The organism is Colwellia demingiae, assembly GCF_007954275.1.
In the GTDB taxonomy this organism is placed as follows: Bacteria; Pseudomonadota; Gammaproteobacteria; order Enterobacterales; family Alteromonadaceae; genus Colwellia; species Colwellia demingiae.
The window spans coordinates 78,773-105,044 of record NZ_VOLT01000008.1; the positions used below are offsets into that span (position 1 = coordinate 78,773).

At 38.6% G+C, this 26,272-nt stretch carries 31 protein-coding genes; 15 read left to right on the plus strand and 16 right to left on the minus strand.

The window, feature by feature from the left end; translation table 11 throughout:
* Window positions 1–171: 171 nt before the first annotated feature.
* From ESZ36_RS15585 to coaBC, 3 genes are all read right to left on the minus strand, one after another.
* Complete coding sequence (locus ESZ36_RS15585; protein WP_146789576.1) at window positions 172–1,635, minus strand: aminoacyl-histidine dipeptidase; 1,464 nt, start codon at window positions 1,633–1,635, stop codon at window positions 172–174.
* An 88-nt stretch (window positions 1,636–1,723) separates the two neighbouring features.
* Window positions 1,724–2,320, minus strand: coding sequence for a nucleoid occlusion factor SlmA (gene slmA, locus ESZ36_RS15590; protein WP_146789578.1), 597 nt, complete (start codon window positions 2,318–2,320; stop codon window positions 1,724–1,726).
* 78 nt (window positions 2,321–2,398) lie between these two features.
* The gene (coaBC, locus tag ESZ36_RS15595) at window positions 2,399–3,610 is read right to left on the minus strand and encodes a bifunctional phosphopantothenoylcysteine decarboxylase/phosphopantothenate--cysteine ligase CoaBC (protein ID WP_146789580.1); all 1,212 of its coding nucleotides are present in this window, start codon (window positions 3,608–3,610) and stop codon (window positions 2,399–2,401) included.
* 134 nt (window positions 3,611–3,744) lie between these two features.
* Between coaBC and radC the strand changes: the two genes are divergently transcribed.
* The 8 genes from radC to mutM all read left to right on the plus strand — a co-directional run bounded on the left by radC (window position 3,745) and on the right by mutM (window position 8,363).
* The gene (gene radC / locus ESZ36_RS15600; RefSeq protein ID WP_146789582.1) at window positions 3,745–4,482 is read left to right on the plus strand and encodes a RadC family protein; all 738 of its coding nucleotides are present in this window, start codon (window positions 3,745–3,747) and stop codon (window positions 4,480–4,482) included.
* Window positions 4,483–4,613: 131 nt separating this feature from the next.
* Window positions 4,614–4,925 (plus strand): PilZ domain-containing protein, encoded by a 312-nt coding sequence (locus tag ESZ36_RS15605; RefSeq protein ID WP_146789584.1) that lies wholly within the window; start codon window positions 4,614–4,616, stop codon window positions 4,923–4,925.
* A gap of 133 nt (window positions 4,926–5,058) precedes the next feature.
* Window positions 5,059–5,727 carry an AAA family ATPase gene (locus tag ESZ36_RS15610; protein ID WP_146789586.1) on the plus strand — a complete coding sequence of 223 codons (669 nt, stop codon included), beginning with the start codon at window positions 5,059–5,061 and terminating at the stop codon, window positions 5,725–5,727.
* Window positions 5,714–6,151 carry a hypothetical protein gene (locus ESZ36_RS15615; RefSeq protein WP_146789588.1) on the plus strand — a complete coding sequence of 146 codons (438 nt, stop codon included), beginning with the start codon at window positions 5,714–5,716 and terminating at the stop codon, window positions 6,149–6,151. The genes ESZ36_RS15610 and ESZ36_RS15615 overlap by 14 nt, the downstream gene beginning before the upstream one ends.
* Window positions 6,152–6,410: 259 nt before the next feature.
* Window positions 6,411–6,647 carry a 50S ribosomal protein L28 gene (gene rpmB, locus ESZ36_RS15620; RefSeq protein ID WP_011041083.1) on the plus strand — a complete coding sequence of 79 codons (237 nt, stop codon included), beginning with the start codon at window positions 6,411–6,413 and terminating at the stop codon, window positions 6,645–6,647.
* A 24-nt stretch (window positions 6,648–6,671) separates the two neighbouring features.
* Window positions 6,672–6,827 carry a 50S ribosomal protein L33 gene (gene rpmG, locus ESZ36_RS15625; protein ID WP_011041084.1) on the plus strand — a complete coding sequence of 52 codons (156 nt, stop codon included), beginning with the start codon at window positions 6,672–6,674 and terminating at the stop codon, window positions 6,825–6,827.
* A 156-nt stretch (window positions 6,828–6,983) separates the two neighbouring features.
* Window positions 6,984–7,484, plus strand: coding sequence for a hypothetical protein (locus ESZ36_RS15630; protein WP_146789590.1), 501 nt, complete (start codon window positions 6,984–6,986; stop codon window positions 7,482–7,484).
* A 63-nt stretch (window positions 7,485–7,547) separates the two neighbouring features.
* Window positions 7,548–8,363: a bifunctional DNA-formamidopyrimidine glycosylase/DNA-(apurinic or apyrimidinic site) lyase gene (mutM, locus tag ESZ36_RS15635; protein WP_146789592.1), complete on the plus strand. Its 816-nt coding sequence runs from the start codon at window positions 7,548–7,550 to the stop codon at window positions 8,361–8,363.
* Between the two features lie 3 nt (window positions 8,364–8,366).
* Here the strand turns inward: mutM and coaD are convergent, their stop codons facing one another.
* Window positions 8,367–8,840, minus strand: a complete 474-nt coding sequence (gene coaD, locus ESZ36_RS15640) for a pantetheine-phosphate adenylyltransferase (protein WP_146789594.1) — start codon at window positions 8,838–8,840, stop codon at window positions 8,367–8,369.
* 236 nt (window positions 8,841–9,076) lie between these two features.
* Here coaD and ESZ36_RS15645 point away from each other — a divergent pair, with 236 nt between their 5' ends.
* Window positions 9,077–9,733, plus strand: a complete 657-nt coding sequence (locus ESZ36_RS15645; protein WP_146789596.1) for a TetR/AcrR family transcriptional regulator — start codon at window positions 9,077–9,079, stop codon at window positions 9,731–9,733.
* A 6-nt stretch (window positions 9,734–9,739) separates the two neighbouring features.
* Here the strand turns inward: ESZ36_RS15645 and ESZ36_RS15650 are convergent, their stop codons facing one another.
* The 3 genes from ESZ36_RS15650 to bioH all read right to left on the minus strand — a co-directional run bounded on the left by ESZ36_RS15650 (window position 9,740) and on the right by bioH (window position 12,275).
* Window positions 9,740–10,768, minus strand: a complete 1,029-nt coding sequence (locus ESZ36_RS15650; protein WP_146789598.1) for a putative metalloprotease CJM1_0395 family protein — start codon at window positions 10,766–10,768, stop codon at window positions 9,740–9,742.
* A 12-nt stretch (window positions 10,769–10,780) separates the two neighbouring features.
* Window positions 10,781–11,083 (minus strand): hypothetical protein, encoded by a 303-nt coding sequence (locus ESZ36_RS15655; protein ID WP_146789600.1) that lies wholly within the window; start codon window positions 11,081–11,083, stop codon window positions 10,781–10,783.
* Window positions 11,084–11,453: 370 nt separating this feature from the next.
* A complete protein-coding gene (bioH, locus tag ESZ36_RS15665) occupies window positions 11,454–12,275 on the minus strand; it encodes a pimeloyl-ACP methyl ester esterase BioH (protein ID WP_146789602.1) in 822 nt (273 codons plus the stop codon).
* A 71-nt stretch (window positions 12,276–12,346) separates the two neighbouring features.
* Here bioH and ESZ36_RS15670 point away from each other — a divergent pair, with 71 nt between their 5' ends.
* Window positions 12,347–13,129 carry a ComF family protein gene (locus tag ESZ36_RS15670; RefSeq protein ID WP_146789604.1) on the plus strand — a complete coding sequence of 261 codons (783 nt, stop codon included), beginning with the start codon at window positions 12,347–12,349 and terminating at the stop codon, window positions 13,127–13,129.
* Between the two features lie 2 nt (window positions 13,130–13,131).
* Here ESZ36_RS15670 and ESZ36_RS15675 read toward each other — a convergent pair whose 3' ends face one another.
* Window positions 13,132–15,708, minus strand: coding sequence for a M14 family metallopeptidase (locus ESZ36_RS15675; RefSeq protein ID WP_146789605.1), 2,577 nt, complete (start codon window positions 15,706–15,708; stop codon window positions 13,132–13,134).
* Window positions 15,709–15,893: 185 nt separating this feature from the next.
* Between ESZ36_RS15675 and nfuA the strand changes: the two genes are divergently transcribed.
* The 5 genes from nfuA to ESZ36_RS15700 all read left to right on the plus strand — a co-directional run bounded on the left by nfuA (window position 15,894) and on the right by ESZ36_RS15700 (window position 18,862).
* On the plus strand, window positions 15,894–16,472 hold the full coding sequence (nfuA, locus tag ESZ36_RS15680) for a Fe-S biogenesis protein NfuA (RefSeq protein ID WP_011041094.1): 579 nt from the start codon (window positions 15,894–15,896) through the stop codon (window positions 16,470–16,472).
* 12 nt (window positions 16,473–16,484) lie between these two features.
* The gene (locus ESZ36_RS15685; RefSeq protein ID WP_146789607.1) at window positions 16,485–16,757 is read left to right on the plus strand and encodes a hypothetical protein; all 273 of its coding nucleotides are present in this window, start codon (window positions 16,485–16,487) and stop codon (window positions 16,755–16,757) included.
* Window positions 16,758–16,766: 9 nt separating this feature from the next.
* Entirely contained in the window at window positions 16,767–17,120 is a 354-nt protein-coding gene (locus ESZ36_RS15690) for a VanZ family protein (RefSeq protein ID WP_146789609.1), read from the plus strand.
* A 114-nt stretch (window positions 17,121–17,234) separates the two neighbouring features.
* The gene (locus ESZ36_RS15695) at window positions 17,235–17,516 is read left to right on the plus strand and encodes a hypothetical protein (RefSeq protein ID WP_146789610.1); all 282 of its coding nucleotides are present in this window, start codon (window positions 17,235–17,237) and stop codon (window positions 17,514–17,516) included.
* Between the two features lie 272 nt (window positions 17,517–17,788).
* On the plus strand, window positions 17,789–18,862 hold the full coding sequence (locus tag ESZ36_RS15700) for a polysaccharide deacetylase family protein (protein ID WP_146789611.1): 1,074 nt from the start codon (window positions 17,789–17,791) through the stop codon (window positions 18,860–18,862).
* Window positions 18,863–18,902: 40 nt separating this feature from the next.
* Here ESZ36_RS15700 and ESZ36_RS15705 read toward each other — a convergent pair whose 3' ends face one another.
* From ESZ36_RS15705 to ctaD, 8 genes are all read right to left on the minus strand, one after another.
* Window positions 18,903–19,571 carry an SCO family protein gene (locus ESZ36_RS15705; protein WP_146789613.1) on the minus strand — a complete coding sequence of 223 codons (669 nt, stop codon included), beginning with the start codon at window positions 19,569–19,571 and terminating at the stop codon, window positions 18,903–18,905.
* Between the two features lie 84 nt (window positions 19,572–19,655).
* The gene (gene cyoE / locus ESZ36_RS15710; protein WP_425457406.1) at window positions 19,656–20,576 is read right to left on the minus strand and encodes a heme o synthase; all 921 of its coding nucleotides are present in this window, start codon (window positions 20,574–20,576) and stop codon (window positions 19,656–19,658) included.
* A 25-nt stretch (window positions 20,577–20,601) separates the two neighbouring features.
* A complete protein-coding gene (locus ESZ36_RS15715) occupies window positions 20,602–21,663 on the minus strand; it encodes a COX15/CtaA family protein (protein WP_211357799.1) in 1,062 nt (353 codons plus the stop codon).
* 4 nt (window positions 21,664–21,667) lie between these two features.
* The gene (locus ESZ36_RS15720) at window positions 21,668–22,303 is read right to left on the minus strand and encodes a hypothetical protein (RefSeq protein ID WP_146789617.1); all 636 of its coding nucleotides are present in this window, start codon (window positions 22,301–22,303) and stop codon (window positions 21,668–21,670) included.
* Between the two features lie 44 nt (window positions 22,304–22,347).
* Window positions 22,348–23,151 carry an SURF1 family protein gene (locus ESZ36_RS15725; protein ID WP_146789619.1) on the minus strand — a complete coding sequence of 268 codons (804 nt, stop codon included), beginning with the start codon at window positions 23,149–23,151 and terminating at the stop codon, window positions 22,348–22,350.
* Between the two features lie 10 nt (window positions 23,152–23,161).
* Complete coding sequence (locus ESZ36_RS15730; RefSeq protein WP_146789620.1) at window positions 23,162–24,046, minus strand: cytochrome c oxidase subunit 3; 885 nt, start codon at window positions 24,044–24,046, stop codon at window positions 23,162–23,164.
* Between the two features lie 27 nt (window positions 24,047–24,073).
* The gene (locus ESZ36_RS15735; protein ID WP_146789622.1) at window positions 24,074–24,643 is read right to left on the minus strand and encodes a cytochrome c oxidase assembly protein; all 570 of its coding nucleotides are present in this window, start codon (window positions 24,641–24,643) and stop codon (window positions 24,074–24,076) included.
* A gap of 5 nt (window positions 24,644–24,648) precedes the next feature.
* Window positions 24,649–26,271, minus strand: a complete 1,623-nt coding sequence (gene ctaD, locus ESZ36_RS15740) for a cytochrome c oxidase subunit I (protein WP_146789624.1) — start codon at window positions 26,269–26,271, stop codon at window positions 24,649–24,651.
* Between the last annotated feature and the right edge of the window lies 1 nt (window position 26,272).

Below are 26,272 nucleotides of genomic sequence, written 5' to 3' on the forward strand. Positions count from 1 at the left end.
TATTTTTATATTAGGAGAAGAGTAATAGTACTTTGAGGGATTATTGATTACTGCTAAGTAAAATATAGCGCTAGAAAGAGCCCGAAATTACTTTGTCAGGTAAAAATTAGGTAGTCAACTTAACATTAGAAACTGATAGCCTAGACTAACAGTTTCTAATTTATTGGTATTTTATTTTCTTGGGATGTTCGCTAATACAGCAATTAATAATTGCCAATATTGCTCAACAGTCGCAATTTCAATTTTTTCGTCTGGCGAATGAGGGAACTTAATCGTTGGTCCAATAGACACCATATCCCAATGTGGATACGCTGTTTTGAATAAGCCACATTCTAAACCTGCATGAATTACCATTACCGCAGGCACTTTATTAAATATGCTTTGGTAAGTATCTCGAACAGTCTGCATGATGGCTGAATCGGGATTAGGCTTCCAACCGGGATAAGCGCCTGAGAAAACAACGCTAGCACCGGCAAGTTCAAAAACAGACTGCACCATTCGTTGAGTTTCTAAACGACCATCGTCATGCAAGCTACGTATTAACACCATGGCATTAAGTTTGTTGCCACGAGTATGAATTACGCCTAAGTTTAGTGATGTTTCTACAATGCCTTCAATATCATCACTCATTCGAATTACACCATTAGGACAAGCATTTATCGCACGTAGAATTGAAGCTTGCGTGGCTTTTGTCCAACACTGATCAAAGTCTTCAGGTGAAATTAATAACATATCGATATCAGTTTCAATTGCACCTAAATTAGTACTAATAGTTGAGAGATAATCTGCCAAAGCTATCTTTAATGCCTCGACTTTATCTTTTGCAACAACAAAACTAGCGTTAGCTTCTCGAGGGATAGCATTACGTAAACTGCCACCATTTAGCTCAGTAAGGCTGATATCAAAATCAATGCTAGCACTTAATAAAAATCGTACTAATAACTTGTTAGCATTTGCACGCCCAGTATGAATATCGACACCAGAATGGCCACCTTTTAGGCCTGAGATAGATAAGTTAAAAGCTTGGATATCGCTAGGAACATCTTCAAATGTTAGCGCGAAAGTGGCATTACCATCAATACCACCAGCACAGCCCATGTAAACCTCACCTTCTTGTTCTGAATCGGTGTTAATTAAGATATCACCATCAAGCCATCCAGCTTCTAGGCCAAAAGCGCCAGTCATTCCCGCTTCTTCATCAATGGTTACTAGTACCTCTAACGGTCCATGTGGAATATCATCACTGGCTAAAATCGCTAATGCTGAAGCTAAGCCGACACCATTATCTGCACCTAATGTTGTTCCTTCTGCCGTTACCCAATCCCCAGAATCAATGACATAAGGTTTAATTGGATCGGTTATAAAATCATGGTCAGTGTCGTTATTCTTCTGTGGCACCATATCCATATGTGCTTGTAAAATTATGCCTTTACGGTCTTCCATGCCAACGGTTGCTGGTTTTTTAATAATTAAATTGCCAACAGTATCTTCTTTAATGGTCAAGCCAAGCTCTTTAGCCCAATCTTGGATCCATAGCGATATCTTTTGTTCATGTTTAGACGGGTGTGGAATACTGCATATTTTTTCAAATAATTGCCATAAGCTGGCAGGTTTTAACTGTGAGAGAGTACTCATCGTTTTCCTCAAGAAATTGTAATTTTTGTTACTATAAGCAGTATAGGTGATCGCTGCTTATAGTTAGATGATGACAGTGTTATTGTGATTACTTGTTGGCCATTAAAAACTGCCATTGTTCATTAAAGTCAGTACTTGGCTTTTTACTGTAGCCGGATCGAACGTATTGACTGATTTTACCTTCAGCGAACGAGACTAATAGGCTAGCTAAAGCTGCTTCATTAATCGTAAAGGTTTTACCTTCACGTAATTTTCGTTCTCTTAATACTTGTTTAAATTGAGACTCTAGTTTTTCAAAAAATTGATGAACTCTGCCGCGTAAACGCTCATTTTCTCCCATTAATGCATCACCTGCTAATATTCGGCACATTCCAGGATTGCGCTCAGCAAAAACCACTAAAACATGCAATATGTGATGGCAACGTACTAACGCTTCTTTATGGTCCGTAAGAATCAAATTGATACGTGAAAAAATAGACTCTTCGATAAAGTCGATTAAGCCTTCAAACATACGTGCTTTTGATGGGAAATGACGATAAAGAGCCGCTTCTGAAAAACCGACTTCAGCTGCTAGCTTTGCGGTAGTGATACGCTGCCCAGGACAGTTCTGTAACATTAACGCTAAGGATTCTAATATTTGGTGTTTACGGTTTGGCTTCAGGTTTTTATTTTGTGTGGCGACCATATAAAAATATTCTCTACTGTTATTGTTCTATCCATCAAGCTTGTAAATCAACTTGTTCTAAAGGTAAATATAATTACCTTATTTCTCGGTGTTTTTAGCTAAATAATGTTGATTGATTAATGAAACTAGCTGTTTAGCAACTATTTGCTTATTAGCTAGAGGAATTTCAATTTTATCAATCGCACTATAGAGGGTTAAAGCATTATCATCACTATTAAAACCTTGTCCTGCTTTAGCAACATCATTAGCGGCGATTAAATCTAAGTTTTTACGCATTAACTTACCGCGTGCATAGTGTTCAACGTTTTGTGTTTCTGCCGCAAAGCCAACGATAAAAGGTTTATTGGCTAAATTCGCTACATCCGCAACGATATCATGGTTCTTGATGAGCGAAATTTGCATGCGTTCGTTATCTTTTTTGATCTTCTCATCGGCAATATTAGCAACTCTATAATCAGCTACTGCTGCGCAGGCTACAAAGGTAGTAGCTTTTGGAACATAAGTTAGCGCTTGTTGATGCATTTGTTCGGCACTAGTCACTTGGATAAGCTCACAACCTGCGGGAGCAGGTATATTTACGGGACCAGAAATTAACGTCACCTGAGCGCCAGCACGTAATGCGGCATGAGCAATGGCATAGCCCATTTTTCCTGAACTATGATTCGATATATAACGCACCGGATCTATCGCTTCACGTGTTGGTCCAGCGGTAATCACCCAATGTTGGTCTTGCAAATATTTGTCGACAAAAAAATCGCTGCTAAGAGTAACTAATTCATTAACGTCTAACATGCGACCTAAACCGATATCACCACAAGCCTGCTCGCCAGCACCAGGGCCCCAAATATGGAATCCCCACTGCTTTAATGTGCCGATGTTAACTTGTGTTGCTTTGGCATGCCACATTTGCTGATTCATTGCAGGGGCAATAGCAATTGGCGCACTAGTTGCTAAGCATAATGTTGAGAGTAAATCATTAGCCATACCCGCGGTAATACGAGCAATAATATCCGCAGTGGCTGGAGCGATAATTATTAAATCAGCCCATTTAGCCAATTCTATATGGCCCATGGCAAGTTCGGCTTGGCTATCTAATAAGCTGTCAGAAACATGGTTACCCGACACCGCTTGAAGCGTTAATGGCGTGATAAAGGCTTTTGCACCTTCGGTCATAACTACGCGTACATCTGCGCCATGATCTTTAAGTCGTCGCACTAATTCTGGTGTTTTGTAGGCAGCGATACCACCTGTAATACCCAGTACTATTTTTTTGTCCTGAAGAATTTGCATAAGCTGCTAATATTAAAGTAAACAATATGGTCAATAAGATAACATTTATTGCCTTTATTTAGAAATAAGAGTTGCTAAATAAACAAAATCTCCAAGTGATAATAAATACAAAAATGTAAAGCAAGGATGCACTTATGTTAAAAGAATCAAGGTTCAAGGAATCCCCACTAAATGAATCACCGATTAAAAATAACTCCTTAAAAAACTGGCCGGAAATGGAAAGGCCACGAGAGAAATTAGTCAGTTTAGGTTCGTCAAGTTTAAGTGATGCTGAGTTGTTGGCCATATTTCTTCGCACAGGAGTAAGAGGGTGTAATGTAGTCGATCTAGCGAGGCAACTATTGACTAGCTTCGGTAGTTTGAGTGCTATATTTTCGGCAAGCCAAGAAGATTTCTGCGCAAGGCATGGACTCGGGACGGCAAAGTATGTGCAATTACAAGCCTGTTTAGAAATGTCTAAACGTTATTTGGCAGAGACTATTAAAGAGACAGATTGTTCTTTAACTTCTTCACAAGCGACACGAGATTACTTACTCAGTGAGTTGCGCTTAGAAACTCGTGAAATATTTGCTGTGCTTTTTTTAGATAATCAGCATCGAGTCTTAACATTTGAACGATTGTTTTTTGGTACCCTTAACGCCGCAGCAGTGTACCCTCGAATTGTGGTAGAACAAGTCCTAAAACATCATGCGGCAGCGGTAATTTTAACTCATAATCATCCCTCTGGTGTCGCTGAGGCGAGTCTCGCCGACAAGCAAATAACAGATAAATTAATTCAAGCGCTACAATTGATTGATGTGCGTGTATTAGATCATATTATTGTAGCAGGACATCAGTGTTATTCGTTTGCTGAGCATGGAGAGCTTATATAGTTTTTTGTGATAAGTATAAAAACAGGCAGATAACAGGCAGATAGGTTGCTAAAAAGCTTAAAGACAATTACTGTTAATAGAGCAAGTTAATAATATTAAAAGTAATAACTAAGAAAAATAAGGATTATCTGATGACAGAAAGTAGTAGTGATGAGCCGGATCGTCGCCAATCATTTCGTTTAGATATGGAAAAAGAGTTAGTTGATATTATCTGGTCAGATGAACAAGGTAAAGAGCACAGTAAGAAAATAGCTTGTCTTGATTTTTCTCGTGGTGGGTTAAAGATTGATTGTGATCAGCTTTTACCTTTGCAATCCCCAGTAACAATCGTGTTTAAATCGGCTAGTGCCAGCAGTCAAAAACTTTATGGCAAGGTGTTGCGATGCATTAAGCAAGAAAATGGCTGGTATGAAGTTGCATTGACATTAGATCGCAATGACTAATGTTACCAACAGAACTGATGCTTATATCAAGTGAAATTATAGTTCATTGAAATTGACCATAACTTGGTAAATCGTAGATTGCAGCTATAGCGCTGCAGCACGTTAATTTGATAGTAGTAAAGGATAAAAGGGTATGATGATTTTAGTGGGTGGCGAAAAAGGTGGCAGTGGCAAAAGTTGTTTGGCACAGAATCTAGCCGTATATTTCGCCCGAAATAAGAAAGCAATTGTCTTAATGGTTGATTGTGATCCTCAAAGAACAACGTCTGATTGGATACAAGCAAGAAATGGTGATCCATCTCTACCCGCAATTAATTGTATTCAACTGTATGGAAAAATTCGTAATGACTTACTGAGTCTAGTGCAACACTATGATTATGTAATTGTCGATTGTGGTGGGCAAGATAACCTCGCCTTGCGAGCAGCTATGTCAGTTGCTGATCATGTAATTATCCCCTTAAGACCCAAAAGACGAGATTTAAAAACAGTCCCCCATATGGAAGATATGCTCAGTACTTGCAAAATGGTGAACCCGAAAATGATAGCTTCTTTTGTTATCACTCAATGCCCTTCATTACCAAACCAAATGGGTAGGATACTTGAGGCAAAAGAGGTCTGCAGATCTTATGGTATTAATGTTTTAGATGCCATAACCTATAATCGTAATATTTATGATGATAGTGAAGAACAGGGTTCTTCTGTTATTGAATTAGACCCTACAGGTAAAGCTGCCCAAGAGATGTTCAATATTGCCGAGGAATTACTGGCGATGGAACCGGATAATTCTCATGAGTTTAACTGATTTAAAGAAAGGTAAAGCTAACAAAGCAAAAAAGAGAAACTTCACCATTGATGAGTTTATTTCCGATGCTGAAAATTACGCAAAAGGTGCGCCTGAAATTGTTAGCGAGTTAGCCAACAATGGACACGCGGGTCATAAACTTAATCTCAAACAAGCGATTAGTGAAGCTAAGCGTTATGTTGAAATGACTGAAATAGAACACCAGCAAGCGGGAGAAGTCAAAGCAGGTGTTAGAGCTAGAGTTGTTAAACCTTTTAGGCGAGCAACATTTACGCTAAGTGAAGAAGCGATAGAACAGTTACAAGGTTTATCTGAAGGTTCAGACTTAGCTAAGTCACATATATTGCGTATTCTGATTGATGAATTGTGTAATAAAGAACAAAATGAACAATTGAAGAAATTATTGCAATCAGGAATCGGTTGATTGTTTAAATTTTGTTGGCTTTTTACTCTTGAAATAGACAAAATTTAGTCGAAAGCTTACCATTCAAGTGAATTTTATCTTTGTATTCCCTACTTAACTATATGAAAAAATTTGATAAATACTGTTTTTTTAGTATTTTCTTATTAAGACTAGTATTCGTTATTCAGTTTCTCTATAATATGCCACCTTTTTCAGGATCCCGAGACGACGGTCTTGGGGAACAAATAGCTCGAGCTGAAATTAATATTGGAGTACTCACATGTCTAAAATTTGCCAAGTAACAGGCAAAGTGCCAATGGTTGGAAACAACCGTTCTCACGCAAGAAACGCGACTCGTCGTCGTTTTTTACCTAACCTTCAATCTCACCGTTTTTGGGTTGAGAGTGAAAATCGTTTCGTTAAATTACGTTTAACTCCGAAAGGAATGCGTATTATCGATAAAAAAGGTATTGATGTAGTCTTAACTGACATCCGTGCCCGTGGCGAAAAAGTTTAATAACTTTATTTTAAGGAAATTATTATGCGCGATAAAATTCGTTTAGTTTCTAGTGCTGGTACTGGTCATTTTTATACTACAGATAAGAATAAAAAGACTATGCCTGAAAAAATGGAAATCAAAAAGTTTGATCCAACCATTCGTAAGCACGTAATCTATAAAGAAGCTAAAATTAAGTAATTAATTTTATTTTTATAAAAAACCCGGTTTTACCGGGTTTTTTTATGTCTGAAAAAAGGTATTAAACACATATACCTTTGTATCATAGCTGTTATTCGCGCTATTCAATGAAAATTTCAGTATGATATCTTTACTCGATTTATTGGAATTATTTGTATGAAATTATCTCGGACCGGCTGGAACAACGTCATTATTTTTTCAGTTATGACTATAATTTTATTAATCAACGCGACCAACGATAAGCTTTTTCCTAATGAAGAAAGCGGTAACAATGGTGAGCGATTAATTTTGCCACAGCATGGTGTTATTTTAACGCTAGCGATTGATTTTTCAGAAAGCCAACGTGTGTTATTAGAACGCGTTGGTCGTAGTTGGCAATTAACCGCTAAAGGTATAATGCTGGAAAAAACGGAACAGCAGATTGAGCAGATGATGTTTGCTTGGCAACAGAGTAGCGGCTTAGTACAGGCAGCTGAAATTATGATTGATAGTGCTCAAGGTGTTGCAGTAAAAATTGCATTGGCTGGTGAATCACAGGTAAGAACCTTTATATTATACCCATTAGACGATCAATTATTAGTTTATCAGCAACAAGATAATATTTGGTTAGCACTACCTGCAACCTTAGCCCAACAACTATTACCTGTTAGTTTGTAACGTTCTGATTCAAAGTAATACCAATTGAAATAATAGTTACAATTGTATCCACGAGAAGAGATTATGCCAGAATTACCAGAAGTAGAAGTGTGCCGCTTAGGTATAAGCCCTCATGTGATTGCTCAGGAAGTCAGTGAGGTGATTATTCGTAATGGACGCTTACGATGGCCTATCCCAGAAGAAGTCTGTTCTGTTGTTGGTTTACCTGTGCTTAAAGTTGATCGGCGTGCAAAGTATCTGTTATTACGTTTTTCAACAGGAACTTTATTATTGCATTTAGGTATGTCTGGTACCATTAGGGTAATTGAACAAGATACCCCTGTAGCTAAACATGACCACTTCGATCTAGTTTTTAAACATGGCAAGAGTTTGCGATTGAATGATCCTCGGCGCTTCGGTGCGGTGTTATGGTTAGCTAATGATGAAGATGAACTCGGCTTATTAGCGAAATTAGGACCAGAACCATTAAGTGATGATTTTGCTGAGGGCTACTTGTTTAATAAAGCAAAAAATCGCAAAGTACCTATCAAAACTTTTTTAATGAATAACCATGTCGTGGTAGGAGTCGGTAATATCTATGCTAACGAAGCACTGTTTCAAGCGGGGATTTTACCTACAGCGAAAGCAAAAGATATTGATGAAAGCCGGATGAACAGTTTAACGACTATTATAAAAAAAGTGCTGAATGCTGCCATTGCACAAGGCGGCGCTACGCTTAAGGATTTCACCCAAGCCGATGGTCGGCCTGGTTATTTTGCCCAATCACTTATGGTATACGGTCGAGCAGGAGAAGCCTGTGTGACTTGCCAAACAAAATTACAGGAAATTAGACAGTCTAATCGTAGCTCTGTTTTTTGTCCTAGCTGTCAACAAGATTAATCCTTAGATTTTATCAAGCGCCGCTTTTACTACCGGGTGAACAAATTGGCCAACGTCACCTTTGTGAAGGGCAACTTCTTTTACTAAGGTTGATGAAATAAATGAATTCTCTTCTGCTGGTGTTAGAAATACGCTCTCAAGTTCTGAGGATAAGCGACGATTCATGTTGGCCAGTTGAAACTCATATTCAAAGTCAGAGACGGCTCGTAAACCACGAATAAGTACTTTAGCTTGATATTGCTTAGCAAAATCAACTAATAAACCACTAAAACCAACAACAGTTACATTTGTTAGATCCTGTGTAACTCGCTCAAGCATGGCAACTCGTTGCTCTAAATCAAAACGAGGCTGTTTACTGGGGCTTGAAGCTACACCAATAATTACCTCACTAAATAACTTACTGGCACGAACAATTAGGTCACTATGGCCATTAGTTACTGGATCAAAAGTACCCGGATATATAGCTCTTATCATAATTATTTATTATATTTTTAACGGTTGTTAACTGTCATTGTAATGGGATAAGTAACGAACTGACAAGTATTTATGCTTTCAATTTTGCTGCTAAGTCATCGATAATCAACAAAATTGAATAATTAATCACAAAAAAAAGCAAAAAAACCTAAAGTATTTACTCAAAACACTTTATATATACTGAATTTTGATAGTATTATTGAGCTAGTTTTAATCAAATCAAATTAAGAAGTAGCTGCATGAAAACCCGTGATAAAATAATCCAAGCCAGTATTGAATTATTTAATGAGCAAGGAGAGCGTAATGTTACCACTAATCATATCGCTGCTCACTTAGCCATTAGCCCTGGTAATCTGTATTATCATTTCCGTAATAAAGAAGACATTATTTTATCTATTTACGAAGAGTATGCACGTAGCTTGCTATTAGAGACCTTGCCAAAGGTCTCTTCGGAAGTAAAACCATTAGATTCACTTGTTTTGTATATGGATTCTGTTTTTCAAACTACAATGAAATTTCGCTTCTTCTATAGCAATCTACCTGTGCTATTGGATAAAAATCCGATTTTGCGGGAAAAATATGTTGAAGTGCAACAGTCTATCTCAGAGCGAGTTAGTCAATTGCTTATTTCATTAAGAGCTGCTGATTATATTGACTTTAGTGATGATGAATTGGCTGATATTGTCAGTATTTTACGTCTTATTAATACGTTTTGGGTTAGTTTTCATCAAACTCAGACCATAGTGAATGAAGTTAATGACTCAGTATTCTACCAGGGTGTACTTAAAATATTAGTTATCTTACGTCCGTATACTAAAGCACATGCAATTAGTGAACTGAATCACGCTCGTGATGTGTACCAGCAAAGATATCGTGAAGAGGTAGAAACAGCTTAGTTGTTATTAAGCTGTTATTTTGAATTGAAAGTTATCAGGTTTTTCATAACCTTGGCTGACATTGAAGTAAAAATTTCCGATTCGTTGTGCTCGCTGTTGTACCTCATTCGTTTGTACAAACTCTATACTTTGATTCGAAGCTAGCTTTTGATTTGATGAACTAGAGGTAATAGCTTCTTGTGCCGATAATGTTTGATTAATTAATGCATCAAACTCATTACTTTTATCATTATGATTATCATAAGGTATGGTGGGAGTAGTTTTGATGTTCAGATTATTATCTGTCGGGTCTGATTGAGTTGTCTTATTACTTTTGAGTGCCAATAGCTCAGATTGTGCAGCGAGAATATTTTGTGCTGCACTAGCGGCTACCCGAGTATCTTGTGTTGATGGATTCGTAGGAGCCAATGCTGCAGCGTGTATTTTTTGCATCTTAATTATAGTTGCTTGTGGGTCACCTGCTACGTTGCTTAAATCTACTGCAACCTCACCATCCGTTACATATTTTTTTCCGTCAGGGCCAATTTCAAAAGTATATGAAGGTGAGCCTGTGGCGGCACCACCTGCTGTTGCGTGAGCTAACTCATGCGTTCTGACTTCTTTATCTCTTTGTTGCAACTGAGTAATAATTTTTTCGTCAGCGTGTACTTGTTTGCTGTTTTTGTCAGCTATATCATTATCTGATGTACTGCTGTTAGTGTTCGAATGTTGGTCTTCTTGGTTTTGCTGAGAGCTCTGTTCGTCTTGCTGAGATTTACCTTGTTGATTGCCTTGCTGATTTTCTTGCTCAGAAATAGAGCTAGCAGCATGTTCTGCTTGTTTTCTTAAATTAGCAAAATCGACTTGTTCGTTTGCTTGAGCAGGTGTACGAGCTCGATCTTTATCTGAAGCGACACCTTTTTCAGCTGCGGATGGATTGGTCGCGGCAACTTGGGTGATAATTTCTCGTTGATGATTCTCACGACGTAAGCCTTCCGTAGGCGGATTGACTACGGTGGCTAGGGGTAAGTTTGCTGTATGCGGGGTAATATTCATGATGAAATATTATTAGGCGGTTACATCAAGTAGGGTGCCGAGTGAATCATCAGCACTTTTAATTACTTCTGTTGAAGCTTTCGCTTGATACTCAGCCACTTTCAAATTGACTATCGCTTGGTTTAAATCAGGCAATTCTATATTGTTACTTGGATTGCTTACCTCAGTGTTAACCTCAACATTATTGGCAGGGTTCTTTAGCGGCTCATCACTCAAAGTAGTACTGGCGACAATATCCGCAGCAGCTTGATCAGCTGTTGCTCTCGCATTTTGTAAACCTTGTAAACCTGAATTCATTGCAGATGGTATTTCCACAGGTAAGCCTCTATTGTCAATAAGCTACATTGGTTAATTATTAATCTAAACAACAAAAAAGTAAAGGTGAAATTACCTGTATACCCGCTCCACTTAAAGATGCTCGTTTCAGGAAGTCTGAGCGACTCATAATCAAGGCGCATTTTTTTATTAAGGGTCATTCCCTTAAAAAGAAATGTAACGCAGAGTATGGTTTGCTCAGCCTTCCCCAAGGGGCTGGTTTATAAACGCTTTATGCTACGTTATTGATTTCGACAATAGAATAACTATTCTCTTCAATCAATGCCTTGCCTAAAGGCGTTTCTAATGCCAGCTGGATCATGCATCTTCAAGTGGAACGGGTATATATAAGGCAACCTCGTTTATGATGTTAGTTAAAGTGTGAATCAAGCCAAACGACTAATACCTGATAAAAATCATCAAGGTGAGAAATAAATGGTGCATGGGAAGCATTAGCAAATAAGTGTTGGTCACTATTGGGCGCTAAATAACTAATTTTTTCGATCACTTCTTTGGGTACTAAGCTATCGTTATGTCCGTATAACCGTAGAAGAGGTTGCTTGATTTTTGATAAGTGTTGTCGGAGATCACAGTGACTTAATAAGGCGAGTGAGTCAGCTAAAGTTTGCTGACTAGGGAGAGTATGCGCCATTACTAACTGGGTAATTAGTTTTAAGTCTTGTCGGATATGAGGGCTGCCCATTGCTTGAATCTTTAAAAATCCACTAATTGTTTTCGCAGTATCTTGCGCCAATTGTTTATGAAAGCTCTCTAATACATTCTCTTTTATACCCGGCCAGTTATCTATCGGTTGTTCGACAAAATACGGACTACTGGCAACAGTAATTGATGCTAATACTTTTCCTGGGTACTTAAGAGACATTTCCGTCGCAATTAAGCCGCCTAATGACCAACCAAGGTAAATGGCCGGTTGGTCAATTACTTGGTCGATATGGTGGCAAATATTTGCTAGTGAGTAAGGTTTTATATCAACAGCACTATTGATACCAAAGCCTGGTAGATCAATGGTTATGAGTTGGTAGTTATTCTCGTTGTTTGCATGGAATAATTCTAACAGAGGTTGCCAAACACCTGAATTTAACCCCCAACCATGAAGGAGGACAATAGGAATTACATTTTTTTTGAGTGTATTATTAGGAGAAAATGTGGAAAATTTTAAGCTTTTTGCCATGCTTATTACTGCACTATAATTATCATGGTATTAGTTTATATCATATTGGATGATAGCAAAAGGTAAGCAATATGGCATGGAAGCTAGATTCAGATATCTTTAAGCGGTATTACACCGATGCACTCAAGAGTATTAGCTGTTGTGATTTGTGTGGTGCAAACGTCAGTAATAGTTATCTACTTGGTTATTCGCTATCACAAGCACTACTCTGTCAGTCTTGTGTAAATGATTTACCCTATTTCAATCAAAGTCTAATCGCAGGTAATTTATTAAATTGGCCTGCGGTTCACCGTGCTTTACCCAATATTCATTTTGAACATCTTTTCGCATTATCACCTTATATTTACCCCTTTAACAAATGGTTAGCTCAAATGAAATACTTAGGGCGTTTTGAGTTAGCAAATTTATTTAGTGCTTTACTCTGTGCTCAGTGGCAAGTAATGAACAAAACCATTACCCCTATTGATTTAGTGCTATCAGTACCCTTACATATTAAGAAATGGCAGGTTCGTGGTTATAACCAAGCGCATCTCATTGCAAAGTCCTTTGCTGGGACATTGTCATTACCCTATGATGCCAACTTAGTGGTGAGAGTAAAAAATAATGATAGCCAGATGGGAAAAACGGGCAGTGAACGACGAAAAAATTTAGCCAACGCCTTTGTTTTACAGGGAAAGCTAGTAAGCCATATCAAACATGTTCTGATTGTTGATGATGTGGTTACAACGGGCACCACAGCTAGTGAGATAAGCAAACTGTTAAAACAAGCTGGTGTTGAAACCGTTACCTTAGTAACGGTTTGTTTAACGTTGCCTAACGCGAAGAAGAACGGAGGCGTACATGGTAAATTGTAAACCTATTTATATGGCGCAGAAAAAGCTTTGCTAAAAAATAAACTGTTAGCTAGTAATTTTGCACTGCCATGCCAATAACCTCTAAATGCTAGTACCTCTGTTGTTGCTATTACTCGGCCTTTGCCGACATTGTGAGCAACAATCGCGGCATTATGTGCCAATCGATTAACTAAGTTTTTGTCAGTATAACCACTTAGCAGTGGTGCTGGCGTATATTTTGCTAATGTTATAAACGGCTGTTGGGGATGCTCCATTATCAAATTACTATTACGAAATAAGGGCAACAAGCTTTGCTGGTAGCCATAAGCTAATGGATGGCTAATATCTAACTCTACTTGGAAAATAGCGCCGGCAATGCGTTTACGACTAGCTAGGCTTTCTTTATCTTGATAGTTGAGTTTTTCATGATCAAATAATTGGTTTATCTGCTCTTTAGTAACAAACCTAGCACGTAAAATTTCTTGTTTTGCTAACCAAAGAGACGCACGCTTTTGACTAATTATCACCCCCCCTTGTTTAACCCATGTTTTTATTTTCTTAGCCGTATGATCTGTAACATGCTGGTAATCACCATCAACGAGAATGATATGGCTATAGCTTGATAAGTCGACTTGTCTTAATTGGCTATGGTCGATAATAGATAGTGGGATATTAAGTGTTTCATCGAGATAGAAGCGGACTTCACCTGCTTCGTATTGCGATATGCCAGTCCCCCCTAATAAAAGTGTTTTAGTCTTACTAATTGGCTTTAACGAACTACTACCAATATCAACTCCTTTCATGGTCAAGCCGGTACTAATACTGCTCAACTTAATACCAGTACTATTACTGGCGGAAATTAAGACCTCTTGCCAATTTTCGGTTTGTTGAATACCTGCGGGAATCACTATGCTACCCGCTTTAAAGTGCTTGGTTGCACCATCGATTAAACTTGTGAAAGGCTTAGTTGCCACTTTTGCTTTGATATTATTGTTAAGAAGGTTATTGAGTAATTTAGGAGCTAAAAAATGATGCCATTCAAAGATATAGCTATAAGTGGATATGCTTTTACTGTTTGGTTTGGCCGTTACAGGCATGGTCCAAACTTGTTTCGCTAGCTTTAGTCTACGAGTACGGTTTACTGGGATAGATTCAATATTCATAGCCAAAGGCATTGTCCAACCAGAAACATCATAAAAAGTATTATCTTTAAAGCTCGTTTGTTGATTAAACAAAGCTTGAATTAGTCGAAACTGAGGTTGAGCAAGAGGTACGTAATAGCTGTTATCTTTCTGATATTTAGTATCTTCAAATTCAAAGTCAGCGATCAACGGATAAACTTTAATTTTATGCTGCGCTAGTTTGGACAACAAAGTATTGAGGCGAAATTTATCGCTACTTTCGTGCAGTAAATATCCTGTGAAATCTTCTTTTTTTGCTAGTTTATTACTTTGTTGATAAAACTCACTGCGGTATTGCTTCAATTTTTTTCTATTTTCCCAAGCACCATTGATGGTAGAAAGTGAGGTGGTCACATGGTTTTCTATACTAAACTCTAAAGTCAGTAAGCCATTAATTGTTTCTTGCTGCATGCCTCTAGCACTAGCTTGTTCGAATAATATGCCTATGCTGCCATTAATATCAGGATAGGTTGAGCCCTTACCGTAGTAAAAATCATCGAAATTCTCTTCGCTATAATAAAGACGTTTTTGTTTATCTAATGCTGAAGCATGAAATTTTGACAATGTTGTTGTTAAGTCGACATTTCTTTTCGGGGTCAGTGGATGAGTCCGACTTGGGACGCCAGGTTGAAAAAAGTAACTGCTGTTATGACCCATTTCATGAAAATCACCAACAACATGGGGTTGGTATTGATGGAAGTACTTTAATCGGTGTTGGCTTTCTTGTTGAGAGAGTAATAACCAGTCGCGGTTCAAGTCAAACCAGAAGTGATTGGTGCGCCCTGTAACCCAGCTCTGGTGGTGCTCTATATGGTTGGCATCACTATTGTCACTAGAGTTTCGATAAGTACTAACCCAATTAACAAACCTATCCATACCGTCAGGGTTAATACTAGGCTCCAGTACGATCACGGTATTGGCAAGTAATTCAACCATCTTTTCATCGGTACTGGCTGCTAAATAATAAGCGACTATCATGGCTGCATTAGCACCACTTATTTCATCACCGTGTACGCTATAACCTAACCAAATAACTAAGGGGGCTTTGTCGGATTTTTGGTTTTCAAGCTGACCTTTATTTTGAGAAAACATGTCACGTTCACTGAGAATACTCGACAAATTTGCTAAGTTTTTAGGGCTAGAAATGGTAACCAGTAACTGTTCTCGCTGCTGAGGTGTTTTCCCCATCGACGTAATATTTACACGCTCAGAATCCTTCGCCAACTGATAAAAATAGCTTTTTAGTTGATCATGTCTAACATGGCGTTGGCCAATTTCAAATCCCAAGCTGTTACTTGGTAAGGATATTTTGCTATTAAATTTGCTACTTGCAGGTAAGTAATCTTGCGCAGGCATGGCAATAATCCAGCTGGAGCAGAGCAGAGTAATGGATAAAATCAGAATTCGTAAAAGTAACATCTAGATGACCTCGGTATTTGACTTCTATAAAGTATCAAACAAAAGCGTAAAAATCATTAGCACATAACTAAATAGCAGCGTAAAATGATCATACTTGAGTAAAACAGTCAGGTATTTTTTCAACTGATTACTTTAAAGTAATTTTAAAGTAATAAAAGTATCCGAGAGAAAAGAGAGCTAACACCATGATCACTATTTCAGAAAATGCTCAACAGCATTTTATTAAATTACTTTCGCAACAAGCTGAAGGTACCCATATTCGAGTTTTTGTTGTAAATCCTGGCACAGCGAAAGCTGAATGTGGCGTTTCATATTGTCCGCCTGATGCGGTTGAAGCCGATGATATTCAACTGCCATTTGAAGGCTTTTCAGCGATGGTTGATGCTGACAGTAAAGGCTTTTTAGAAGACGCAGAAATTGATTTTACGACTGATCAAATGGGCTCACAGCTTACTTTGAAAGCACCAAATGCTAAATTACGTAAAGTTGCTGATGACGCGCCACTATTTGAACGCGTTCATTATTTCTTACAAGCTGAAGTTAACCCTCAGTTAGCAGGTCATGGCGGCGAATGTACCTTAGTCGAAATTACCGACGATGGTTATGCTGTATTGCAATTTGGTGGTGGCTGTAATGGCTGTGCACAAATTGATGTCACGGTAAAAGATGGCATTGAAAAGCAATTGATTGAATTAATGGCTGGCGAAATTAAAGGCGTTAAAGATGCTACAGAGCATGAACGTGGTGACCATTCGTATTACTAAAATTTAGTTCGTATGATTAAGTTACTAGAAAAAATAGGCCAAAACCCGCAGTACAGTTTAACGCTGTTCTTACGTGGGCTTGGCCTTTTTGTTATTGGTTTGCTCTTTGTTGCTTTGGGATATTTTTATCATCATCTTTGGCAGATTGTGGGCATCATAACACTAGCGCTTGCTTGCTTATTGGCAGCATGGGGATATCTGGGGATTTTTGCCAATCGTTGGTTAAATATTCTTTATCGCACTCAACCCGCGAATAAACGACCGACCAACAAAAACACAAATTAAATGAAATTAATGACTAATTTAATAAAAAAATATTGGCTTTTCATTTCTGTTTTTTTACTTGCCGCTATTGCGACCTTGTCTTTATGGCCCGCAGAACATTTACCTCAAGTCCCGGGTAGTGATAAAACTCATCATTTCATCTCTTATGGCGCATTAATGTTTCCTGTAGCATTACGAAAACCCCAATACTGGCTATGGATTACCTTAGGTTTTGCTGGCTTTAGTGGCGCTATTGAGTTGATTCAGCCTTATGTTAATCGCTATGGAGAATGGCTTGATTTGGCCGCCAATGTAGCAGGTTTAGCGTGTGGCATTATGCTCGCTCAGATTATTGAGTACTTCACTGCGGGTAACACTAAGTAACACTTGATTACATAACACATACAGGCGATGAATTATTAGTTGACCGGTATCAAGCTTGATACCTATTGGCATGTTAGTATTCTTCTACTGTTACCTCATTAAGCCAATTATCTTATGTCGAAAGAAACTCCTGCTCATCACCTTCCGGTAGCACATCCTCCAAAGCGATTATGGCAAAAAATATCGTCAATCATCGCAAAAGGAAGTTTTGGCTTGGCTGCTATTGGCGCAGTGGTAACAGTTATTTACGGCAATGATGTTGAAGCCGATATTAAAGCAGCGCTTGGCGCAACTACCTTTTTTTGTGTAGCTGTTGGTGTTGTCTGTCAAGCGATGGGTAGTACGAGTATTCCAAACTTAAAGCCGACCCCGAAAGAATTTGATGATAAAAAATGATATCAAGCACTTTCTTTTGTAGCGATGAGCATGGCAACAATGGAATTACCGCTCAAAGAATATGCATGTTCAAGCAGTCTTATTGCGGCCGTATCAACTAAGCCGTGCACAGTGGTATGGTAATATTTGATAGGATCAGCGGCAAGGCTAGGTAAGATAGACGTTTATGTTGATCGAAACGGCTAGTTTTAATCCAAAAAAAATCCTAAAGTTCTAGTGCTTTAAAGTAAAAAACGTTATTTTATCTCATCTGATTTTTAAAGGTATATACCATGAAGTATATGTTGCGGACACTAGTTTCAGTTTCATTATTATTGAGCGTTGCGCTCAGCAGTCATGCAGCAGTAATTTTACAGTACCATCATGTTAGCGATAGCACCCCAGCAAGCACCAGTATTTCCCCAAAACAATTTGAAGTGCACTTACAATACCTTAAAGATAATAATTTTAAAGTGGTACCTTTATCTGAGTTAATTGAAGGCATTAAAAACCAACAAGCTTTACCCGATAAAAGCGTCGCTATTACCTTTGATGATGCTTATATTGATGTGTTAACGCAAGCTAAGCCCATTTTAGATAAATTTGCCTTTCCGTATACCATTTATGTAAACCCAGGCATTATCGCTCGTAATGAAAAAAATGATGCTTCACATTATTTGTCATGGATTCAACTCAAAGCACTTTCAGATGAAGGCGTGATTATTGCTAACCATGGTTATGAACATGATTCTATGGCGCGAATTACAGATGGATTAACGCAAGCACAATGGCTACGTAAACAAACGGAATTATTATTAAAAGCGGAAGCGGTTATTAAAGAAAATACCGGTCAAAGCTGGCGATATTATGCATACCCTTATGGTGAATATGATATCGCTATTCAAGCATGGGCTAAAGAAAATGACTTCGTTGCTTTTTCTCAGCAATCGGGCGCAATTGATTTATCGACAGACTTAACCAGCGTACCGCGTTTTCCAGCTTCAAAGCCTTATGATAAAATTTCTGGCTTACGTGATAAGTTAAACTCATTGGCGTTTAATATTCGTTTAGAAGGCGAACAAGCTGAAACTATCTTTAAACACAAAGAAGCTAAAAGTATCAATTTTGCTATTGAAACGGGGGACTTTTATAAATCAGCCCTCAATTGTTATATTTCAGGTTTAGGTAAGCAAAAAATCACCTGGAATGATGATAAAAGTTTTAGTATAAATTTTAGTAAAGACCTGCCGATTGGTAGAGTTCGAGCTAACTGCACGGCTGCAAGTATTAGTAAGCCAGGTCGCTATTATTGGTATTCTAAGCCATGGTTTATCTTAAAAGATGATGGCAGCTGGTACCATTTATAAAAAAGTAAGCCGTTTACCTTTGTTTCCAATCTATTCTCAATTATTGATAAAGCGCGACTATTTTTTGATAGTCGCTTAATAACTTCTCATTATCAATACTAGGTACTTCACCTACTACTTGCTCAGGTCTAAATATTGCCGCTATCTTCCCCGCGGGATTGATTAAGACTAATGAAGCGCTGTGATCAACCCAATAGTTTTCATCGCCAGCAGGCACTACAACGTCTCCTTTACTTACCTCTTTACTAGTGATGGCATACATCAACCCTAAATTTCGAGAAAAGGGAAAAAGCACATCGTGCTCTGCGCGGAGTGCTTTAAAGTTAGGATTAAAATATCCAATATATTGCTCAAGTTTTTCTCTGCTGTCTCTTTTGGGATCAACAGAGACTAATAACACTTGGCTATTACTGGCAATGTTGGTTAAGTCCTCATAAATGAAATTGAGGTTTTGCAGGGTGGTTGGGCAGACATCAGGACAATAAGTATAACCGAAGAATACCAGTGACCATTTGTCGCGTAACTGCTCATTATTAAAAGGCTGTCCTAACTCATCCGTTAAGGTAAAGGGTGATATTGGCCGAGCCTGTTGATAATGCAAAGCATATTCAGGTAGAGGTAATTGTTTTGTTTTATTCATAAGATAAAAGCCAGCCGCGCCGGCACAGATTGAGATTAAGGCAATAATGCTATAGATATGTTTATTCATCGAAATCCTGTGTTTAGTGCCATTGTTACGAAGTTACAGTTACGAAGTTATTGCAGATAAACCTTCGTGGCTAAATTGTCGAAACTAGCCCATTGGTAGCCAATAATGATCGAGCAGTAAAATTATGAAAAGTAACATTAAATGCACGATAGAGAACTTAAATGTTGCCATTGCGGTCCCTTCTTTTGCATTAAACTTGAGCTGCCAAGCATAGCCAAAAAAGATCAAGTTCAAACTACACGCTCCTATTAAATACAACCAGTTACTCATACCAACTAAATAAGGTAGTAAACAAACTATAAAGAGTAAGACGGTATAGAGCAGTATCTGTGTTTTAGTGAAGCTCACGCCGTGAGTTACCGGTAACATAGGAATATTTACTTTGGCATAATCATTTTTACGGTGAATCGCTAATGCCCAAAAGTGTGGCGGTGTCCAAGTAAAAATAATTAAAACTAATAATAAAGCGTTAGGCACCACTTCATTAGTCATAGCTGTCCAACCCAATAATGGTGGGATAGCACCAGCTAAACCGCCGATAGTGATATTTTGTGGCGTAGCACGCTTTAAATACATGGTATAGACAAAACTATAGCCAACTAAGCCAGCTAAGGTCAAAAAAGCCGTCAGTGGATTCACTAAAGCATAAAGAATAATAAAACCGAGCAAGGCTATGCTAGTGGCAAATACAATGGCATTGGTAACACTAATTTTACCTGCAGGCAAAGGCCTGTTATGGGTTCTGCCCATAACAGTATCAATTTTTTCATCGACAATATGATTGATAGCGGCTGCCGCAGAAGATAATAATGCAATGCCAAGCATTGCAGGTATTAGCCGTTGCCACGGTAAAGCTCCAGGAACAGATAAACTCATACCAACTAATGCCGTCAATACCAATAAGGCAACAACTTTAGGTTTGGTAATATCGTAATAAGCACGCCAATTAGCAAAAATGCTACTAATGGAAAAATGATGGTGACTAGTATTAATCGCCGATGGCATAGGTGTTATCGTTTTATTCAATACTTTACTCATAGAGAGACTCCTCGGAATTTTGTCGTAATTTATAAGTTAAGGCGATCAAGCTCAGCATTAAACCGGCGGCAACTAAGTTGTGTGCGACAGCCACTTTAAGTGGCAACGAAAACCAGATATTACTAACCCCTAAACTTATTTGAATGACTAATAAGCTCAGTAAAATAGTGGCGGTGTTCTTTATAGAAGGAGTTTTTGCTTTGAGAAAAATGGTGATGGCTAACCAAGCGAGAAATGCGCCAGTAATGATTGCACCAAAACGATGACTAACATGAATAGTTACTCTTTCATTATGTGCTAAGTGACCAAATTCATAGCTCTCTTGGTTTGGGGGAATCAAATCAAAGGACTGCTCAAAACTTAAATCGGATAGCCAATCACCCTGACAAATGGGTAATTCTACACAACTCATGGCTGCATAATTTGATGAGGTCCAACCGCCTAGGGCAATTTGTGCGGTTAAAATAGTAATACCTATTAATGCATAGCTACTGTATTTTTTAAGCTGTGATTCAGCTAATTTTTCTCCCTGAGTGTTTATTCTTCTAGCATTAATGCGCAAATATAATAAGAATAGTAAGCAAAGCGTGGTAAAGCCGCCGAGTAAATGCCCCATCACCACTATTGGCATTAATTTCAGTGTTACTGTCCACATACCTAATGCAGCTTGGAAGGTAACAATACCTAAAATACATAGGGGCAGAAATATTGGATACCTAACTTTTGAGCTTTTTGAAAAACGTAATTTTATTGAAACGAACGCTATTACTGCGATAAGCAAACCAAGACTGCCGGCAAAATAGCGATGAATCATCTCATTCCATGCTTTAGCCGGTTCAACATGTCGTTCAGGAAAAGCCTGCTCAGCAGCAGCAATTTGTATGCTCGTCTCAGGTACATCGATTAAACCATAACAGGTTGGCCAATCAGGACAGCCTAAACCCGCATGAGTTAAACGTGTATAAGCACCTAAGCCAATAACAACAATGGCTAACAGTAAACTGGTCAGCACTAAACGACGCAGTGTCTGTGTCTTTTTACTGTGTTCTGTCATTGAGTTAACCAACCTTAGAATATTTCAAGAGTTTCTTCATATCGGCGACAATAGCTTTACCAAAAGCCGCTTGAAGTTGTTCTTGTTCGGGTAGTTGATGTCTTAGAATAACGTTACCTAAAGGATCGGCGATAAGTACTTGAGGACCATGCAGTAAATTGTTCATTTGTGGGGTTAAAGCAAGTATTTTCCACTGGCTTTTGGCAAGTTGTTTGCTTTGCTGGGCAGAGAAAATGTTCTCCTTGAGTAACACGGCAGACACCCTTGGCATATCTTTTCCTAGGGCGACATAGCTGTTATGCACAGTTTCAATGCTATGTAAGCACATCTCAGGACATTTATTAGGTAGTCGATAAATAATAAGCCATTGCTTGGCAAGTTCTGACTCATCTATTCCCAACTCTTGTAGTGTTAATGGCTGCGCTAATAACTTACCCTGATTTGTTACACCTAGGTTTAGCCACTGATTGTCTAAGGCTAATTTGGCTAATAATATTGGTAATATAAATACCGTAATTAATAAGAGTAAACTACGGCGGCTTCTCTTTTGTGAAGCATGGTTTGAAGTATGGCCTGATTTATTGGTACTGGTTAAAGTACTGCTATTATTTGAATCATCTGTATTTATTGACCTAGCCATATTTTAACGCCTTATTTTTCTTTTATTATTGTTAAGTTGTTTGCTTACATATTCTGTAGAGCACCAGGTGAGTTTTTGGAAGAAATATGAACAGAGTTTTTTGTTTTAATCCGCAAGCAAATCATTAATATCAACCATGCAGTAGCTAAAGCTGCCCATTGAAAAGAGTAGCCGAAATGTTTTTCTGCGGGCATCACCATAGGGTGCCAATTTTTTTTATAACCAAGGTTTTCTTCTTGGTCTACATAGATAACAAATGGTAGTAGTGGCTTATCTATTGACGGATATATTAGCGCAGAAAATTTATCGAGTTCAATTTGCTGTACTCGTAATGGCCAATTTGGTTGAGTAAAGTCTTGTGCTGCAAGCATTATTCCTTGCTCAACAATACGTACATGGCCTCGAAAATCATGCTGCCCTTGCAAAGGAGTAACATCAGGAAGTATGCTTCGATCAATTGAGCCTTGTACCCAACCTAAATTGATTAAGACTGAGTTAGTCGGCGTTTGCACAACTTGTAATACGCGGTAACCTAGAGAGTTATTCTCGACTTGATTATCGAGTAAGAATACATAATTACCATTAAATTGACCGGTAATAGTGACCGGAAAATCATTAATACTTTCTTTACCGGTAAATTGCTCATCCTTTGAGAGTTTGACTATTTCTTCAAGGGTTAATGGTGACTGCTGATTAAGTTGCGTAATACGGATAGCGCGCTGTTCTTTCTCGAAGCCACGGTTATACTGCCAGAAAGACAATTTAATTAAACAAGCAAACACAATAATCGTTAGCCCTAACCAAAGGGCATTATGAAATATTTTTTTTAGTTTATCGGCATACTGCAAAAATAAGACCTTATAAAATATAGACAAAAACAAAAAGCATTACCCAAACGACATCGACAAAATGCCAATACCAACTTGCTGCTTGAAAAGCAAAGTGATTCTCTGGGGTGAAATGACCTTTTAATACTCTAAACCACATTACTATCAACATGATACAACCTAAAGTAACATGCATACCGTGAAAGCCAGTCAGTAAATAAAAAGTATTACCATAGACTCCGCTATCTAGAAATAGTCGCATTTCTTCAGAGTAACCGTGAGCGTATTCTTGTACTTGAAAGAACATAAATGCTAAGCCAAGTACTATGGTTAGACCAAGCCACACTTTAAGTGGTCCACGATTATTTTTAATTAATGCACTATGAGCAAAGTGAGCGGTAATTGAAGACGTTAATAATAAAACGGTATTAATTAACGGTAGACCAAACCAACCCATGGCGGTGGTAGTCGTGCCATCAGGGGTTGTTAATAAAGGCCATTGGGCAACAAAGTCAGGCCAAAGTACGGCGCCCGTTGATACGTTGTTACCTGCACCGCCTAACCAAGGCACAGAAAATACCCGTAAATAGAGTAAAGCGCCAAAAAAAGCGGCAAAGAACATCACTTCAGAAAAGATAAACCAACTCATACCTTGACGGAATGAATTATCCATCTGATGTGAGTACTTACCGGTTAGCGATTCACTAATTACATCACTAAACCAACCCACAAGCATATAGATCACAAGTGCAATACCAGCCAGAAGTAAATATCCACCGTAACCACTTGTTTCATTTGATAAGTCAGTTACATAGTTAGCTGCACCAAAGGCAATCATAAATAGTGCTACTGCGCCGACAATCGGCCAGTGGCTTTGGCTGGGTACGTAATAACTTTCGTATTCTTTGTTAGTCATTTTCTATCCCTTTTTTCGAGTAGAACCCTATGACGACTTCTCGGTTATGTCATACAAGGTATAAGATAAAGTTAAAGTATTTATATCTGCGGGCAGTTCTAAATCGACATAAAACTGTAAACTCATCTCAACATCTTTTCCCGCTGCTAGCGGTTGTTGAGTAAAGCAAAAACATTCAATTTTATGAAAATAGTTTGCTGCCAAACCGGGTGACACTGAAGGTACTGCTTGACCGATAATGTCATGAGAAGCATTATTTTTTGCATAAAATGAAACTAATTTCATTTCACCAGGGTGGACACTAATCTCATTAATTACCGGCTCAAACTCCCATGGAATACCTTTAGCATTTCGGGTAATAAACTGCACCTTAACGGTACGTAGTTTATCTATGCCGCCAGCCTCATAAGTCGCCGCAGTATCATTTGTTTTGCCATTTAGGCCGGTAATATCACAAAACACATCGTATAAAGGTACCAGAGCAAAACCAAAGCCAAACATAGCAACAACGACAAGCAGTAATTTTCTTACTGTTTTATTGTTATTACTAATACCTGTACTGGTATTTATATTGGCTTTGTCATCATCAGTGCTCATACAAGTTAGTGCTCGTGTTGGTCAGCATTATCAATATCTTGCTGCGATGGTGGAGTACTAAACGTATGATATGGAGCAGGGCTCGCTACCGTCCACTCTAAGCCTATCGCACCATCCCAAGGTTTAGCGGGTGCTTTCTCGCCACCGCGAATACATTTTATGACTACCGCTAAGAAAATAAGTTGCGATAAGCCAAATGCAAAGCCACCAATGCTGACCCACTTATTAAAGTCGGCAAACTGTAGTGCGTAATCTGGAATTCTGCGTGGCATGCCTGCTAAACCTAAAAAGTGCATAGGGAAAAACAGTAAGTTCACTGAGATTAATGAACACCAAAAATGCCATTTGCTCAACGTATCGTTGTACATGTGACCGGTCCATTTAGGTAGCCAGAAATAAGCGCCTGCATACAGGGAGAATAACGAGCCAGTAACCAGCACATAATGAAAGTGAGCGACAACAAAGTAGGTGTCGTGATATTGAAAATCGACCGGTGTCATAGCCAACATCAATCCTGAGAACCCACCAATGGTGAATAAAATAACAAAGGCGATTGAAAACAGCATTGGTGTTTCAAAGGTTAATGAGCCGCGCCACATAGTAGCGACCCAGTTAAATACTTTAACCCCAGTAGGTACCGCAATTAGCATGGTGCAATACATAAAGAACAGCTCACCAAATAATGGCATACCCGTGGTGAACATATGATGTGCCCATACGATAAATGACAATAAGGCAATGGATGATGTGGCATAAACCATTGAGCTATAACCAAATAATCGTTTGCGTGAGAAAGCTGGAATAGTGGTAGAGACAATGCCAAAGGCTGGCAAAATCATGATATAAACCTCAGGGTGACCAAAGAACCAAAAAATATGCTGGAACATAACCGGATCGCCACCACCAGCAGCATCAAAGAAACTGGTACCAAAATAAGTATCGGTAAGTAGCATGGTCACTACGCCGGCGAGCACAGGCATGACGGCAATCAATAAATAGGCCGTGATAAAAAAGGTCCAAACAAATAAAGGCATTTTCATATACGTCATGCCAGGAGCACGCATATTCATGATGGTGACTACGATATTAATCGCGCCCATTATGGAAGAAATCCCCATAATATGAACGGCAAAAACGAAGAAAGCAGTACTGCCATTAGAGTAAGTCGTTGATAACGGCGCGTAGAAGGTCCAACCAAAATTAGGCGCGCCACTTTCCATAAAGAAAGAGCCAAGTAAAATAGCAAAGGCAAATGGAAGAATCCAAAAGCTCCAGTTATTCATACGAGGTAGCGCCATATCTGGTGCACCTAACATCATAGGAAGCATCCAGTTAGCGAAGCCGGTAAAGGCAGGCATAATGGCACCAAATACCATAACTAACCCATGGACGGTTGTTAATTGGTTAAAAAAGTCGGGCTCAACTATTTGCAGACCTGGCTGAAATAACTCAGCCCGGATCACCATAGCTAAAGCGCCACCAGTTAAAAACATGATAAAAGCGAACCATAAATATAGGGTACCGATGTCTTTATGGTTAGTGGTATAAAGCCAGCGTTTTATGCCTGTCATTTTATGGTCATAATGATGTTCGTCGTGCGAATCTTGTTCTATAACGTCTGTAGTCATT